Origin of the sequence: Selenomonas sp. WCT3 (assembly GCA_900100835.1) — a bacterium.
Taxonomy (GTDB): Bacteria; Bacillota; Negativicutes; order Selenomonadales; family Selenomonadaceae; genus Selenomonas_A; species Selenomonas_A ruminantium_E.
This window is the reverse complement of the sequence record FNCM01000004.1, coordinates 208,718-224,908: the sequence shown is the minus strand read 5'-3', so window position 1 is coordinate 224,908 and position 16,191 is coordinate 208,718. Positions and strand designations below refer to the sequence as shown.

17 protein-coding genes are annotated in these 16,191 nt (G+C 50.4%); all 17 read right to left on the bottom strand.

All coding sequences use genetic code 11. The features are described from left to right. The 17 genes from rseP to minC all read right to left on the bottom strand — a co-directional run bounded on the left by rseP (position 1) and on the right by minC (position 16,191). On the bottom strand, positions 1-1,038 hold the full coding sequence (gene rseP, locus BLQ36_RS05575) for an RIP metalloprotease RseP (RefSeq protein ID WP_074514475.1): 1,038 nt from the start codon (positions 1,036-1,038) through the stop codon (positions 1-3). Between the two features lie 15 nt (positions 1,039-1,053). Further along, complete coding sequence (locus BLQ36_RS05570; protein ID WP_074514473.1) at positions 1,054-2,202, bottom strand: 1-deoxy-D-xylulose-5-phosphate reductoisomerase; 1,149 nt, start codon at positions 2,200-2,202, stop codon at positions 1,054-1,056. A gap of 22 nt (positions 2,203-2,224) precedes the next feature. Beyond that, positions 2,225-3,052 (bottom strand): phosphatidate cytidylyltransferase, encoded by an 828-nt coding sequence (locus BLQ36_RS05565; protein ID WP_074514472.1) that lies wholly within the window; start codon positions 3,050-3,052, stop codon positions 2,225-2,227. 14 nt (positions 3,053-3,066) lie between these two features. Next, the gene (locus BLQ36_RS05560) at positions 3,067-3,885 is read right to left on the bottom strand and encodes an isoprenyl transferase (protein ID WP_074514470.1); all 819 of its coding nucleotides are present in this window, start codon (positions 3,883-3,885) and stop codon (positions 3,067-3,069) included. 117 nt (positions 3,886-4,002) lie between these two features. Continuing rightward, positions 4,003-4,173 (bottom strand): DUF362 domain-containing protein, encoded by a 171-nt coding sequence (locus BLQ36_RS05555; RefSeq protein WP_005842915.1) that lies wholly within the window; start codon positions 4,171-4,173, stop codon positions 4,003-4,005. A gap of 1 nt (position 4,174) precedes the next feature. Continuing rightward, positions 4,175-4,393: a PASTA domain-containing protein gene (locus BLQ36_RS05550; RefSeq protein WP_074514469.1), complete on the bottom strand. Its 219-nt coding sequence runs from the start codon at positions 4,391-4,393 to the stop codon at positions 4,175-4,177. A gap of 1 nt (position 4,394) precedes the next feature. After that, positions 4,395-4,952 carry a ribosome recycling factor gene (gene frr / locus BLQ36_RS05545; protein ID WP_074514467.1) on the bottom strand — a complete coding sequence of 186 codons (558 nt, stop codon included), beginning with the start codon at positions 4,950-4,952 and terminating at the stop codon, positions 4,395-4,397. Beyond that, on the bottom strand, positions 4,952-5,701 hold the full coding sequence (gene pyrH, locus BLQ36_RS05540) for a UMP kinase (protein WP_074514466.1): 750 nt from the start codon (positions 5,699-5,701) through the stop codon (positions 4,952-4,954). The genes frr and pyrH overlap by 1 nt, the downstream gene beginning before the upstream one ends. A 159-nt stretch (positions 5,702-5,860) precedes the next feature. Beyond that, positions 5,861-6,727 (bottom strand): translation elongation factor Ts, encoded by an 867-nt coding sequence (gene tsf, locus BLQ36_RS05535; RefSeq protein ID WP_074514464.1) that lies wholly within the window; start codon positions 6,725-6,727, stop codon positions 5,861-5,863. Between the two features lie 101 nt (positions 6,728-6,828). Continuing rightward, positions 6,829-7,548 carry a 30S ribosomal protein S2 gene (gene rpsB, locus BLQ36_RS05530; RefSeq protein WP_074514463.1) on the bottom strand — a complete coding sequence of 240 codons (720 nt, stop codon included), beginning with the start codon at positions 7,546-7,548 and terminating at the stop codon, positions 6,829-6,831. A gap of 186 nt (positions 7,549-7,734) precedes the next feature. Next, positions 7,735-8,940, bottom strand: a complete 1,206-nt coding sequence (locus BLQ36_RS05525; RefSeq protein WP_033169909.1) for a dicarboxylate/amino acid:cation symporter — start codon at positions 8,938-8,940, stop codon at positions 7,735-7,737. 192 nt (positions 8,941-9,132) lie between these two features. Further along, complete coding sequence (locus BLQ36_RS05520) at positions 9,133-10,575, bottom strand: Rne/Rng family ribonuclease (RefSeq protein ID WP_074514461.1); 1,443 nt, start codon at positions 10,573-10,575, stop codon at positions 9,133-9,135. A gap of 36 nt (positions 10,576-10,611) precedes the next feature. Beyond that, complete coding sequence (locus BLQ36_RS05515) at positions 10,612-13,230, bottom strand: TIGR03960 family B12-binding radical SAM protein (protein ID WP_074514460.1); 2,619 nt, start codon at positions 13,228-13,230, stop codon at positions 10,612-10,614. A gap of 99 nt (positions 13,231-13,329) precedes the next feature. Further along, positions 13,330-14,433 carry a rod shape-determining protein RodA gene (gene rodA, locus BLQ36_RS05510; protein WP_074514458.1) on the bottom strand — a complete coding sequence of 368 codons (1,104 nt, stop codon included), beginning with the start codon at positions 14,431-14,433 and terminating at the stop codon, positions 13,330-13,332. A gap of 17 nt (positions 14,434-14,450) precedes the next feature. Then, positions 14,451-14,723, bottom strand: a complete 273-nt coding sequence (gene minE / locus BLQ36_RS05505; RefSeq protein ID WP_033169905.1) for a cell division topological specificity factor MinE — start codon at positions 14,721-14,723, stop codon at positions 14,451-14,453. An 11-nt stretch (positions 14,724-14,734) separates the two neighbouring features. Then, positions 14,735-15,523: a septum site-determining protein MinD gene (gene minD / locus BLQ36_RS05500; RefSeq protein ID WP_074514457.1), complete on the bottom strand. Its 789-nt coding sequence runs from the start codon at positions 15,521-15,523 to the stop codon at positions 14,735-14,737. Between the two features lie 11 nt (positions 15,524-15,534). After that, the gene (gene minC / locus BLQ36_RS05495; protein WP_074514455.1) at positions 15,535-16,191 is read right to left on the bottom strand and encodes a septum site-determining protein MinC; all 657 of its coding nucleotides are present in this window, start codon (positions 16,189-16,191) and stop codon (positions 15,535-15,537) included.

Genomic DNA, 16,191 nt, shown 5'->3' with positions numbered 1-16,191 from the left:
TTAGCCTCCCGTAAAGACGCGTACGATATCATTCTTTGTCGCCAGCACCATAAGCAAGATCAGCAGGAAAATGCCAATCTTCTGGGTGTATTCCAGTGCCTTCGGACTCATGGGCTTCCCCCGTACTGCCTCAACGACCAGGCCAGCAAAATGGCCGCCATCCAGAGCCGGAATCGGGAACAGATTCACGATGCCAAGGTTGAGGCTCAAAAAAGCAGCAAAATTGAGCAACGGTACAAAGCCCATTTGCGCCACCTCGCCAGCCATCTGGGCTACGCCAATGGGGCCAGCCAATTCCGCCCCGGAAAGCTCCAGGATAATCTTATAGAGGGCATCCAGCATCATCAGGATAATCGCCACGGTCTTGCTTACAGCCAGCTGAGCTGCTTCCAAGACACCGGGGTGATGGGTCTCCACCGAACTCATTACTCCAACTACAGCCTTCTTCGCCTGATTATCATAAACCGGCGTCATGACCGTGGTAACTCTCTCGTCGCCACGCTGAACCACAACGGTAATCGGTTCTCCCGTATTGTCCTTCACGCCATTGACAAAATCGGCCCAAGAATTCGTGCCCACACCGTCAAGGCTGAGAACCCGGTCGCCATTTTTAAGGCCTGCTTCCGCCGCTGGCTTGCCTTCCATAACCGTTCCAAGGATTGGCTCGGGATTTGGGGTGCTGACACCAGCAAAGAAAAAGATGCCAAAGAACAGGAACACCGGCAAGATAAAATTCATAATGGACCCCGCCAGAATGACCACCATTCGGGAAAGAACCGGTTTGGCACAATAACCGCGCTCACCAGCATCGTTATCACTAGGGTCCATGCCCGCTATGTCGTTGAAACCGCCAAGGGGTATGGCACGAATCGAATAAACGGTTTCGCCCCACTGATGGCTTATGAGCTTCGGCCCAAAGCCGATGGCAAATTCATCCACGCGCATACCCGTTAGTTTTGCCGTAATAAAATGCCCCAGTTCATGAACCAGCACCAAAAGACCAAAAACAAAAATAGCTGCTGCTATCGTCAAAACCATAAAAACACCTGCCTGTTATTTCGTCAGCAGGGACGCCGCGAAGTCGCGGGCCCAGCGATCCTCCTCAAACAATTCCTCCAGCGTCGGTTCCATGATGCATTCACGTTTCAGCATCGTCTGCTCGATAATGTCATAAATATCGAGGAACTTGATGCCCCCCTTCAAGAAGGCACCAACAGCAATCTCATTGGCCGCATTGAAAATGCAAGGCATGCTGCCCCCCATCTCACCGGCCTCATAGGCAAATTTAAGTCCCTTGAAGGTATCCGTATCCGGTCTAGAAAAGGTTAAGTCCTTCATCTTCCAGAAATCCAGGCGCTCAAATTCCGAATCCGTACGGTCCGGATAGGTAAGGGCATACTGAATCGGCAGCTTCATATCCGTGGAACCCAATTGAGCAATAACCGCACCATCATGGAACTGTACCATGGAATGAACGATGCTCTGGGGGTGCACCACTACCTGAATCTGGTCATAGCGAACGCCATAGAGCCATTTGGCCTCGATGACTTCCAGCCCCTTATTGACTAGCGAGGCCGAATCAACGGTAATCTTTTTGCCCATATTCCAGGTCGGATGAGCTAGTACCTGCTCCACCGTCGCATCTTTCAAATCTTCGCGTTTTTTCCCGCGGAAAGGCCCTCCCGAACAAGTCAGCAGAAGCTTTTCGATGCTGGCCAGCTTTTCTCCCTGCAAGCACTGGAAAAACGCACAATGCTCACTATCCACCGGCAAAATCGCTACGCCCTGCTCCCTAGCCCGGCGGGTTACAATTTCACCAGCCACTACCAAGGTTTCCTTATTCGCCAACGCAATGTCTTTCTTGGCATCCAGAGCTTTCATCGTTGGTTCCAAACCAGCAAAGCCCATCATCGACGTAACCACCGTATCGACTTCATCCACGGCAGCTGCATCGATAAAAGCCTGGCGGCCTCCCGCCAGTTTTGTGGGACCACTATACCGGCTCTTCAGCCGGCTATAAGCAGCCTCATCCGAAAGAACTGCCAGCTCCGGTTCAAACTCGCGAATCTGCTGTTCCAAAAGTTCATCACTGGCATTAGCTGCCAGCACCGAAATATGAAATAAATCCGGATGACTGCGTACTACCTCTAAAGTCTGAGTCCCGATAGACCCCGTAGAGCCCAATACTGCTATATTTTTCATCGCCGCTTCACCTTACTTCCTTTTACATCGCCAATCCGACGAATTTTACAAAATAATACACCAACGGTGCTGTAAACAGGACACTGTCAAAGCGGTCCCAAACGCCACCATGTCCCGGAATAATATTTCCCGAGTCCTTGATGCCCGTGTAACGCTTCGCCACCGACTCAACCAAGTCGCCCAGCGTTGCCAGAATGGAAATTGCCAATCCCAACAGCGCCAGCTCCTTGACCGGCAACGAAAAGAATATTCCCAGGCCAGCTACGGACGCCGTCGTGCCCACTACCGAGCCTAAGAAGCCCTCTACCGTCTTGTTCGGGCTGATGCTGGGGCAGAGCTTATGCCGGCCAATTGCCGAACCGGTAAAATACGCAAAGGTATCACTGGCCCAAGTGCCGATAAACATAATCCAAATCAGGGCTGCACCGAACTCAAATGCCCCCAGTGACGTAAAAATCGTTACCCCCGGCTGCATATCCCGCAGCATAACCATATAGGCAAAAGGAAAACCAAAATAAAAAACCCCGGCGATGGAGGTCACCGCATCCATGATGCTGGTTGCGCTATGGCGCAGTACCGTTTCCAAGAGGATTACCAACAGGATAAGCGTACTAGCTGCCATCATCAATTCGGCATTGCCAAAGCGGCCTGCATACCAGAGCAGCGTAATGCCAGCTAATCCCGTGGCAAAGGTCAACCCCATGCCACGCTCTGAAAAGGCCCGGACATACTCAAACCATGCCAGCAGCGCCAGCACCAAGGCAAAACCGGCAAACAACATACCGCCGGTCTGGATTACCAGAGCCGCCAAGGCAATCCCGATAATCCCCGTAATAATTCTTGTAATCAATGAAAACGCCCCTATTATTTTTTTTCTTCCTTCGTAAGTCCACCAAATCGGCGGTCACGGCCGGCATAATCAATCATGGCCTTGACAAAACACTCCGGCGTGAAATCCGGCCAATTCGTATCCGTAAACCAAAATTCAGCATAAGCCGACTGCCAAAGCAAAAAGTTCGACAAACGCTGGTCGCCACTGGTACGAATCATCAGGTCAACGGGCAGATTCCCCTTCGTGTCCAGAGCCTCCTCAATCACTGAGGAATCAATATCCGCCACGGACAATTCCCCAGCATTAACCCGCTTGGACACCGTCTGCACAGCACGAATCAATTCATCCTGACCACCGTAGTTTGCCGCCACGTTAAATTTAACACCGGTATTATTCTTCATCAGTTCTTCGGCATCCCGCATCTGCTTTTGCAGCGATTCTGGCAACCCATCGATTCGCCCGATGAAATGAATCTGCACATTGTCCTCGTGCATTTCCTGAACTTCTTTCTTCAGATATTCCGAGAAGAGATTCATCAAGAAATCCACTTCCGCATGAGGGCGCTTCCAGTTCTCCGTCGAAAAGGCATAAACCGTAAGCGCATCGAGTTTTAAGCCGATTGCCGTTTTTAAAATGTTCTTGAGCGTCTTGACACCAGCGGTATGACCAGCCGTGCGAATCATTCCCTGGCCCTTCGCCCAGCGCCCATTGCCATCCATGATAATTGCTACATGACGAGGCAGTTTCTCCCAGTCAATTTTAGCAAAAAGCGGCGAATCGTGCTCCGGAATCTCAAAATTTCCACCTGACACCACCGATTTGCCAATGCTGCCTAAAATCTTCTTAATCATATCGAAATCCCTCGTTTACAGGATATTGTATGCTTCAATAATACAAGAACAAGCCCCTCTTCCGTCAAGCCGTAAGAGGGGCCTGTTCCCAAAGGAATCCTAGGATTCCCTCATGCGTCAGGGAGCCTCGATAGCAGATACCGGGCAGCCAGCAGCGCAAGCGCCGCACTCTACGCATTTGTCTGCATCAATTTCATAATGCTCAGCACCTTCGCTGATTGCCTCAACCGGGCAAGTAGCAGCACAGGAACCGCAAGAAATGCAGTCATCATTGATTTTGTAAGCCATGTCAGAACACCTCCTTCTCGAGTTTCTTCTGCTTCGCAACCAGCGTAATCAGCAGAGTGCCGTCGGCGATTCTACGTTCGCGAACGACATAAAGACAGTTGCTGTCTGTCTTGAAAAAATCACGCGAAGGGCGCGATATTTCCGTCTGAAACCCAATCCCTGCCGATTCCAGCAATGCTTTTGCTTCCTCCCAGGGACGGCCAACTACGTCATGAGCCATATCAGACTTCCATGACCTCTTTCTCTTTGGCTTCCTTCGTCGTATCAACCAGCTTGATATACTTATCTACCAGCTTCTGGACACTTTCCTGACCACGTTTGGACTCGTCCTCCGTGATTTCCTTAGCCTTTTCGAGTTTCTTCACCGCATCATTGCCGTCACGGCGAACATTGCGGATCGCCACTTTTGCCTCCTCGGCCTTTTTGTTGACCTGTTTTACGATTTCCTGGCGGCGCTCCTGGGTCAGAGCCGGAATAGCCAGGCGGATTGCCGTGCCATCCGAGTTCGGGGAAAGTCCGAGGTCCGACTTCATGATGGCAACCTCAATCTCATGGAGCATGGATTTCTCATAGGGCTGAATCAAAATCATGCGCGGCTCTGGAACAGCAACTTTGGCAATCTGGTTAACCGGCGTCGGTGAACCATAATAATCAACCATTACCTTATCCAGCAGAGCCGGCGTAGCCCGACCAGCACGCAGGGATGCGAACTCACGCTTCAGGGCCTCAATGGATTTCTGCATGCGTTCCTCATGGGAAGCAAGGATGTCTTTAATCATTATTCTTTACCTCCTACCGTCGTACCGATCTCTTCACCGAGAGCAGCCTTGACGATGTTTTTGTGATCATCGATATTGAATACAACCAAGGGAATCTTGTTATCCATGCAAAGGCTCGTTGCCGTAGTATCCATGACCTGCAAGCCCTTGTTCAGGATTTCAATATACGTCAGCGTATCGAACTTCTTAGCATCCGGATTTTTATTCGGGTCCGAATCATAGATACCGTCCGTTCCCTTCTTGGCCATGAGAATAACATCGGCTTCCGTCTCAGCGGCACGAAGTGCTGCCGTCGTATCCGTCGAGAAATACGGATTGCCAGTGCCGGCACCAAAGATGACAACACGGCCCTTTTCCATATGACGGATGGCCTTACGGCGGATGTAAGGTTCAGCAACCTGGCGCATTTCGATAGCCGTCTGTACACGGGTATCCACATCGAGCTTCTCCAGTGCATCCTGAAGAGCCAACGCATTCATAACCGTAGCCATCATGCCCATGTAGTCCGCGGTAGCCCGCTCCATGCCCTTTGCCGAACCAGAAAGTCCACGCCAGATATTTCCGCCACCAACGACAACGGCAACATCAACGCCATGATCACGAACCTTCTTAATCTGAGCAGCAATATCCTCGACAACGGCTGGGTTGATACCAAATCCCTGGTCACCAGCCAGCGACTCACCGCTAAGTTTAAGGACTACACGTTTATACTTTGCTGTTTCCAAAACTATTACCCTCCATCCAGGCATCACTGTACCCGATTCAAACTCATACTTAGTATATTATACCTTAAAACGCAGCGCGAAACAACGCTTCCAAGGCTATTTCCTCGTTTCATCGGCACATCTATGGGATAAATCAAAAAAATCCGTTGACTCATCTTGAGTCAACGGACCTTTTGAAAAATCTTATTTCATCTGTGCAGCAACTTCAGCAGCGAAGTTTTCTTCTTTCTTCTCGATACCTTCGCCGAGCTGGAAGCGCGTGAATGCCGTAACTTTGACATCGCCGAGAACGTCAGCAACCGTCTTCTCGGAATCTTTAACGAAAATCTGCTCGTTGAGGCAAACTTCTTTGTAGAATTTGTTGATACGGCCTTCTACCATACGCTCGATGATGTTAGCCGGTTTGCCCTCTTCCTCAGCCTGTTTGCGGAGAACTTCCTTCTCATGCTCGAGGTCAGCAGCGTCAACGCCAGCACGGTCAATAGCCGTCGGAGCAGCAGCAGCAATCTGCATAGCAACATCTTTGCCCAGAGCCTCGTCACCAGCCGTCATGTCAACGAGGACACCGATCTTGCCGCCCATGTGGATGTAGGTAGCAACGCGGCCAGCGGACTCATAGCAAGCGAAACGGCGCAGGGAGATTTTCTCACCAATCGTTGCCGTAGCTTCCGTAATGAGGTCGGAAACTTTTTTGCCATCGATAACGCTGTCATTGAGTGCATCGAGGTCAGCCGGTTTCGTGTCAGCGATGTGCTTAGCGATTTTAGCCGTCAGCTCTTTGAACTGGTCATTGCCAGCAGCGAAGTCCGTCTCGCAGTTGATTTCAACAACAACACCAACTTTTGCATCGTCGCTGACGTAAGCAGCAACTGCACCCTCAGCAGCAACACGGCCAGCTTTTTTCTCAGCTTTAGCGATGCCCTTCTCGCGCAGGAAATCGATTGCTTTTTCCATGTCACCATCGACAGCCGTCAGTGCTTTTTTGCAGTCCATCATGCCTGCGCCCGTCTTTTCGCGCAGCTCTTTTACCAGTGCAGCAGTAATTGCCATTTACTTCTTCCTCCTAAAAATCGTTTTGATTTTCATAATAAATAACGGGGTAAGGGATAATTATTCCCTTACCCCGTCATGACTTTCTTGTGTGAGTACTATTACTCAGCAGCTTTCGTATCAGCTGCCTCGCCATCCTGGCCCTGACGGCCTTCGAGGACAGCATCAGCCATACGGCCCGTCAGCAGTTTGACGGCACGGATAGCATCATCATTGCCCGGAATGACATAATCGATCTCGTCCGGATCGCAGTTCGTATCAACGATAGCAACGATAGGAATGTTGAGTTTGCGTGCCTCAGCAACAGCAATGCGCTCTTTGCGCGGATCAACGATGAACAGTGCGCCCGGAAGCTTGTTCATTTCTTTGATACCGCCGAGGTACTTCTCGAGTTTCTCCATCTCATGACGGAGCCCCTGAACCTCTTTCTTCGTGAGGACTTCGAACGTGCCATCAGCTTCCATAGCCTCGAGCTCTTTCAGGCGAGCAACGCGCTTCTGGATCGTCTGGAAGTTCGTCATCATACCACCGAGCCAACGCTCGTTGATGTAGAACATGTTAGCACGCAGAGCCTCTTCTTTGATAGCTTCCTGTGCCTGTTTCTTCGTACCAACGAAGAGAATGCTCTTGCCTTCTTCAGCAACGCTGCGAAGGAATGCATAAGCCTCGTCAACTTTCTTGACGGTCTTCTGCAGGTCGATGATGTAGATGCCATTGCGCTCCGTGAAGATGTATTTAGCCATCTTCGGGTTCCAACGGCGGGTCTGATGTCCGAAGTGGACACCTGCTTCAAGTAACTGTTTCATGGAAATAACTGCCATGTTGGTGCACCTCCTGTTTTTTCTTCTGAGCTCCTCATCTTCTGCACCACCCCATACCGGGGCACAGGGCAGATATCGGATACTCATGCTTTTTATTACACCGTCAAGTATTATAGCATAGAAATACCGGGAAACGCAATCCATAAATTGCAATTTCCCGGTATTTTTTTTGCGATATTTTAACCTTTATGCCGCAGCGTGTTTTTTCTCTTCCTGGTCCATGACAATGGTCACGGCACCATCACCCGTGATATTCAGGCAGGTACGGAACATGTCGAGGACACGGTCGATACCAGCGACAAGTGCCAGTCCCTCGATGGGAAGGCCAACAGCCTGCAGTACCATAGCCAGCATGATAAGGCCAGCGCCCGGTACACCTGCCGTACCAATGGATGCCAACGTACCAGTCAGGATAACCATCATCATCTGTCCCATGGTCAGGTCAACGCCAAAGACGTTGGCAATGAACAGCGTGCAGACACCCATATAAAGTGCTGTACCATCCATATTGATGGTTGCGCCAAGTGGCAGTACGAAAGAGGAAACCTCACGCGATACACCAAGTTTCTCCTGGCAGTTCTTCATATTGACCGGCAGGGAAGCTGCACTAGAGCAAGTCGTGAACGCGATGAGCATCTGCTCACTCATACCACGGAAGAACTGCATCGGCGTATGACCACCCCAGAGTTTTGCCAGCGTAGAATATACTGCCACTGCATGGATTGCACAGCCAACAGCTACGCAGGCAATGACCGACATCAAAGGCAGCAGAACTTTCGGGCCGTTCTTAGCAACGACCGGCAGCAGGAGCGCAAATACACCATAAGGAGCAAAGCTCATAACGATACCAATGATTTTATAGGATACTTCCGCAGCAGCATCAAAGAATTTGACGAGAAGTTCCGCCCGCTCGCCGCCTACCTGAAGGATGCCGACACCTACAAACAACGAGAAGATGATAACTGGCAAAATCTGCGCTTTGGCCATGGCCTCAATCGGATTTGCCGGAACCATTGCCACGAATACCTGCATGATAGAAGGTGCTTCTTTTACCTTCACCGCTGCATCACTGGCAATCTGCAGGCCAACGCCCGGATGGATAAGGCCAGCAATGCCAAAGCCGATGACGATGGCAATTGCCGTCGTAAACAGATACAGGACAATGGTTTTTAAGCCAATGCGTCCCAGTTTCTTCGTATCGCCAAGACTGGTCATACCGACTACGAGGGAGAAGAATACCACCGGTACGATCATCATCTTGATGAGATTGATGAAAATGGTGCCAATCGGGGCAATCCACCAGTTGATGAACGGCAGTGCCGGTTCACCAGCTATAAGCCCCACAACAACGGAGAGGATCAGTGCAATAAAGATCTTGATTGAGAGGTTCATAACAATCACTCCTTTTTTAATAAATTTTAATAATAATTACGGTATCCCTCGTTTACATATATTATACTTTAAATTTTCAGACACGTCTACAATCTGTATACATAACTCCGCAATGTGTACTGTATACATAAATAAAGCGCCCTCATAACAGACATTTGTCCTCATGAAGACGCTTTATACTTTATCGGATTGTTAATTTTGCTGCAAAATGGAATAATTCTCCGGGTGCATTCCTGACTTCACCGTCACTTTAATATCCGTCCCGAACTCAGCAGCCAGATTCATCATCAGTTGATTCTGGCGCAGCTCCTCGGCTACGGTTTCATGGACTTCAATCTCATAGCCTTCACTGGCATGAGATGAATGTTCCATGCGGCGTATGGCGGTGGCAATGCGAATGCTGACCGTCTCCGGGGATTCTACCCGTCCGCGGCCATGACAGACTGGACATTCACTGTAGATAATGCTGTCGAGATTCTGGCGGGATTTTTTGCGGGTGATTTCCACAAGTCCCAAACTGGTAATATCCACGATATTCGTCTTGGTGCGATCGTGTTTGACATTTTCCCGCATGAAGTTCAGCAGGTGTTCCTTCTGCTCTTCTTTCTCCATGTCGATGAAATCAACAACGATGATACCGCCGATATCACGCAGGCGTAATTGACGCAGGATTTCCCTGGCCGCCTCTAGATTCGTCTGGTACACCGTATCCCCCAGATTGGATTTGCCCACGTATTTTCCGGTGTTGACATCAATGACCGTCAAAGCCTCCGTCTTATCGATGACGAGGAATCCACCAGATTTTAGTTCTACCTCCCGGGCTCCTAGCTTTTCCAGCTCCTCTTCAATGCCGTATTTGCGGAATAAGGGCTCTTTGCCTTCATAGAATTTTACCCGATCCAGCAGCTCCGGCGACAGGAACTGTACCAATTCCCTAACCCGCTGCCAAACCTCGTGGTCATCGATGACCATCTCATCGATTTCCTCAGTCAGCGAATCCCGAACAATCCGGATGATGAGGTCCGCATCCCGAAACAAGAGATTCGTTCCCTTACTCTTGAGCTTGAACCGCGCCATGATGGACTGCCAAAGTTTCACCAGATAATCCACGTCTGCTTTGAGCACCGCTTCGCTCTGGCCAGCAGCTGCCGTCCGAATGATAAGCCCCATTCCTTCCGGGCATATCTGGCTGGCAATCTCATGAAGACGATTCCGTTCCTCCTCATCTTCAATCCGCCTTGACATCCCAATATAAGCGGCAGTGGGCATCAAGACCACATTGCGCCCCGGTAAGGAAATGTGGGTAGTAGCCCGCGGCCCCTTGGTGCCAATCGCATCTTTTATGATTTGCACCGGCAATCGCTGGCCAATGTGGATATGCTGGGCTTTCGGCAGCGCCTTTACCATATCCTGGGGCATGCCATCGCCGATATAGAGAAAGGCGTTTTTCTCCGTTCCAATATCCACAAAAGCCGCCTGCATTCCCGGCAGGACATTCTGTATCTGTCCCTTGTAGATGTTGCCCACCAGATGTGAGTGGGATGAGCGCTCCATCTCTATGGTCTCAAGCACACCATCCTCTATCATTGCCACCCGATTTTCCTCAGGCGTACTGGTTACCAATATGGATTTCATAAGCTCCCCCCTTCCCTATCTTATTTCTAATAGTTATTATACCAGTTCAATCAGCCGCTTGCCATGCCCGAAAAGCCCATTGCGGGTAATCAAGGCCTTTCCCGCATCTACCGGCAGGGCAAACTGCTCGGCAATGGCCCGCAGTACCTCCACTGGCTTGACACTGCCCGACTGGGTAATGACGATATCCATGACCAATTTCAGGCCATCCTTTGTCACTTCCGCCTTCACAGGCTGTTTCATATACTGTTTCGTTTCAATTTCCCGTTTTTTCTTCGGCGTAACCCGATGGAAGATGACCTCAGCAGCATCGTTATAAGCCTTCACCGCCCGCTGGGCCGAAGCCTCATCTCCCTCATAGGGAACCAGCAAAGTATAGCGGGCTTCATCCGCCTGGGCCATCAATGCCGGCTGTTTACCATGAACCTCGCGCAGCTCCTTAAGTTTTGCCCCCGGTGGCAGCTGTGCATTCAGCCGGTCAAAGACCTCAGGCTGACACACGGGCTTTAACAGTTCAAAGTCCATATACTCCGCGTCACTAGTAACGCCCAAGGACAGGGCCGAAGCAAAGGCCACCTTCATATGGGGATTGAACCCCTCGGAATAGGCCATGGGCAATTTTGCCCGGTCAAAGGCCCGCAGGAAAAGATTCGCATAATCCAAATGGGATACATAGCGAAGTTCTTCCCCCTTGGTGATTTCGGCACGGTATTTGTACAACGTGCGCGGCTTTCCAGGGCCCTTCGGGTCCTTTTCCGGATTTTTCGGGGCTGAAACTTTGGCAATCTGCTCAGCAACGGTGGGATTTTCCTTTGCATAATCGATAACATGAACCCCAAGGTTCGGACAAATTCCGCAGGCACTGCATTTACCACGGCGGCAGTCTTCCGTCAAGGCTCCTTCCATGGCCTTTTTCCACTCCCGGAGCAAAAATTCCTTATTTACTCCGGGCGAAGTAATCTCCCAGGGCAGAGGCTCATTGAAATCACGCGTACGCTCGTTGTAAACCTTCATGTCGACACCGCATTTTTCAAAGGCCTGGAGCCAGGTGTCGTGCTGGTAGAGATCCGACCAGCCGTCAAACTTTGCACCGTCCTGCCACGCCTGATACAAAACTTTTCCCAACCGGCGGTCACCCCGGGCAAAAACGCCCTCGATAACCGAGAGCCGGGCATCGTGGTAGTTAAAGGTAATCGCCCGATCGGTGATATTTTCCTTCAGCAGCTGCTGGCGGCGTTCAAATTCAGCAATGGGAAGCTGACCAAACCATTGGAAGGGCGTATAGGGTTTCGGCACAAAGCAGGCAACAGAAATCGTCACCTTAACGCCACGGCGTCCCTTGATTTCCGTGTAAAGGTCAACGACCTTCTTTGCCAGTTTAGCGATGCCGATGATGTCTTCATCCGTTTCCGTCGGCAGCCCCATCATGAAGTACAGTTTAACCTGTTTCCATCCCTGACGGAAAGCCGAGCCGCAGGCATTCATAAGATTTTCTTCGGTAACTCCCTTATTGATGACATCGCGAAGACGCTGGGTACCAGCCTCCGGGGCAAAGGTCAGGCCAGATTTTCTCACCTGCTGCATTTTATGGGCCAACTCAATGGAGAAACTGTCAATACGCAGCGAAGGCAGCGAGAAACTTACCTTTTCATTTTTGAAATCCTCCATCAAATCATTGACCAAATTGCCAAGACACGAATAATCCGCCGAGGACAGCGAAGTAAGACTCATTTCATCGTAACCGGATTTATCCACCAGCTGCCGTGCCATCGCCTTGAGGTTCTTCTCCGTACGCTCACGCGCCGGCCGATAGCAGATACCAGCCTGGCAGAACCGGCAGCCCCGGGAACAGCCACGGAACAATTCCAGCATGATGCGGTTATGAACGATGTCCATGAAGGGAACAATTGGATTCTCCACAGATGGGATTTCATCCATATCGCGGCAAACCCGTTTGAAAATAAGAGGCTTTGCCTTTTCATCCAGCGCCTTAAGGCTCAGATAATTTCCCGCCCCGTCGTACTGCGGTTCGTAAAAGGAAGGTACATAAATTCCGTCCATGGTGAGCAGCCGTTTCAAGAAACCACGGCGTCCCCCCTGGCGGCCGGCTTTTTTCCATTCCGCCATTGCCTGGGCGATTTCCACCACGGCCTCCTCAGCTTCGCCCACAATGAAGAAGTCAAAGAAGTCCGCAATAGGCTCCACATTGTAAACACAGGGGCCGCCACCGACGATAAAGGGCATGGTATCGTCACGGTCTTTGGCGAAAAGCGGGATGCCTGCCAAATCCAACATATTGAGCACGTTGGAATAAATCATCTCATACTGCAGCGAAAAGCCCCACAAGTCAAAGGCCGAAAGCTCGGTATGGGTCTCCAGGGAAAACAGGGGGATGTTCCGCTGGCGCATTTCCTTTTCCATATCGGTCCAAGGCGCATATACTCGTTCTGCCGCCACATTTTCCTGGCGGTTTAAGGCATCATAAAGAATGGCCAAGCCCAAATTGCTCATACCTACTTCATAGACATCCGGCAAGGACAAGGCAAAGGTGCAACCTACATTATCCCAATCTTTTTTCACGGCATTCCACTCACCGCCAGTATAGCGGGACGGCTTCAAGACGTTCTGAAGCACTTCGTGGTCAAGTCGTATCATTTGTTCATTCCTCCATCATTTCATTCCGAATCATTGTTTAGATAGAAATAGCCCTCCCCATAAATGGGGAGGAGCCACTTCAATTTCGCGTGAAACCTGCTAAAACAGCAGCTTTTGCTTTCGTAATTGGATATTCATCAATATCGTAATCGACAAGATATTGGTAGTCAGGGAGCTGACACCATAACTCATCAGCGGCAGCGGTATACCGGTAACCGGCATAATGCCAAGGGTCATGCCCACGTTGACCAGCACATGGAAAGCCAGCATGGAAGTGATGCCTACCGCCAGCAGGCGGCCGAACATATCACTGGCATCCCGGGCAATGCACATCCCGCGCCATAGTACCACCAGGTAAAGCAGCAGCAGGAAGGTGACGCCGATAAAACCCAGTTCTTCGCCCACCACGGCAAAAATAAAGTCCGTGTGATTCTCAGGCAAAAAGTTCAGCTGGCTCTGGGTGCCTTCGAAAAGCCCCTTGCCAAAGAGCAGCCCCGAACCGATGGCAATCTTCGACTGGATGATATGATAACCAGACCCCAACGGATCCACATTCGGATCCATAAAGACCATGATGCGCATCTTTTGGTAATCCTTGAGCACATGCCATAAAATCGGCATCATGGCGATTCCCGTGGCAAATATTCCCCCGAGTATCCGCAAATTGATACCGCAGGCAAAAACCATGCCGAAAAAGATGGCCATGAATACCAGCGAAGTTCCCAAGTCCGGCTGCTTCATGACCAGCAGGAAGGGCAAGCCCACATAGGCAGCCACCGGCAATAAATCATGGAGTGTATTTAGCTTGCCCACCCGGTCTTCCAACATGGTTGCCAAGGACACAATCATGATAATCTTGGAAAACTCCGATGGCTGGATGCTGATTGGTCCAATGGAAATCCAGCGCTGGGCTCCCAATGCCGACTGCCCCACAAACATGACGGCCAGCAGCATAATGAGATTAAACACGTAGAGCTTGTTGCCATATCCCTGCAGCAGTTTATAGTCAAAGTTCAGCAGGAAGGCGGCAAAGCCAACATTTACCAGAGCAAAGATGCCCTGCCGGGCAACGAACCAATAGCGATCATCGCTGGGCGTATTGATATGGGTGGCACTGCCGATGATGACAAGACTCATGAGGACAATCCCCACCGTTGCCGCCAGCAGCGCCAAATCCATACGCCGTAATATACTTTTCGTCATTTCTTCTTATTCATCTCTCAGTGATTTCCCTTATCATGCTTCATGCGAGCGACGGGGATATTGGCAACCAGCGCAACGGAATCATCATCGTTAGCCAGGGAAATTTCCATATCCGTCTGGTTGATTTCCATGTAGTTGGAAATCACTTTGATGATATCGTTTTTGAGGTTATCCATGACTTCAGGAGAAATGTTGGCACGGTCATGGATGAGCACAACCTTCAGGCGGTCGCGGGCAATCTTACCAGACTGCTCTTTCTTGCCGAAAATCTTCATCAATGCGTCTAACATAAAACCCCTCCTTACTTACGGAAAACGTGCTTCAGACGAGTCCAGAAGCCTTCTTTTTCAAAGGTCATGAACGGAATATCTTCGCCACACATACGTCCAACGATGTTGCGGTAAGCAGTACCAGCCTGAGAGTCATCCATCGTAATGCAAGGCTCACCCTTATTGGTGCTGGTAACGACTTTAATGTCATCCGGAACCTGACCGATGCATTCCAGGGAAAGAATGTCGTCAATATCTTCCATATCGAGCATGTCGCCGTTTTCCACCATCTGCGGACGAATACGGTTTACAATCAGTTTGATGTTATCCTTGTCCGCCCGACCGAGCTCACCGATGATCTTATCGGCATCGCGGACAGCCGAGATCTCCGGCATCGTCACAACCAGTGCCGTATCCGCAGCAGCGATTGCCGTTTTAAAGCCCTGCTCAATACCTGCGGGGCAGTCAATCAGGATGTAGTCAAATTCCTTGCGAAGTTCGTCACATAACGTGATGAGCTGTTCCGGGTTGACTGCCATCTTGTCCTTTACCTGGGAAGTCGGCAGCAGGAACAGGGAATCATATTTCTTATGACGAACCAATGCTTTCTTGTAAGGAACCCGGCCTTCGGTAACGTCAATCAAATCGTACATGATACGGTTCTCAAGGCCCAGCAGCAGATCCAGATTCCGAAGCCCGGTATCCGTATCCACCAATACAACTTTCTTGCCACGCATGGCAAGGCCCACACCAAGATTTGCCGTCGTTGTGGTCTTACCAACGCCGCCTTTACCGGAGGTAATTACATAGATTTCACTCATGTTTTCAGTTCCTACCTTTCTATTGGTTCAATCACAATACGGCCTTCTTTGATGGAAGCCCGTTCTGCACGCTCAGTTTTCTCCATCTCATCCGGCGACCGGGCAATGAGATTGGAGATGCGAATCTGCGTCGGCATCAGATGGTCAGCAATGATAAAAGCTGTACTGTCCCCAAATGCGCCTGCATGTACCATGCCACGGCAAGTACCGCGGATGTCGATACTGCCCCCCGCAATTATCTGGGCACCGGGATTTACATTGCCACAGACCATGACCGAGCTTTCCGTCCGAATTTCCTGGCCCCCCCGCAAGGTGCGGTTGACCACCACCATCTCCTGGACTTTCTCTTTCTCAGCCTTTGCCTTTTTCACTGCTTCCTGATGCTGTTTGCTTTCCTCCCGCACCTTTTCCGACGGAGTCTGCTGCTCCGCCTTCATGGTGCGGCAAATCAAGCCATGCTCATGGAATAGCTTCTGGAGCTTTCCACGTTCCCCTTCGGTAAACGCATCATTAGGAAGAAGTACCAGTGTTCCACGCAGGAAAAAACCTGTCCCGGAGACGAGTTTCTCTTCGATATCCTGGCGAACATCATCAAAGGTAGCACCATCTGCGAAACTAAGCTGCAGACCGGACTTACTGCCCTTGATCTTTACAATTTCTTCACTCAT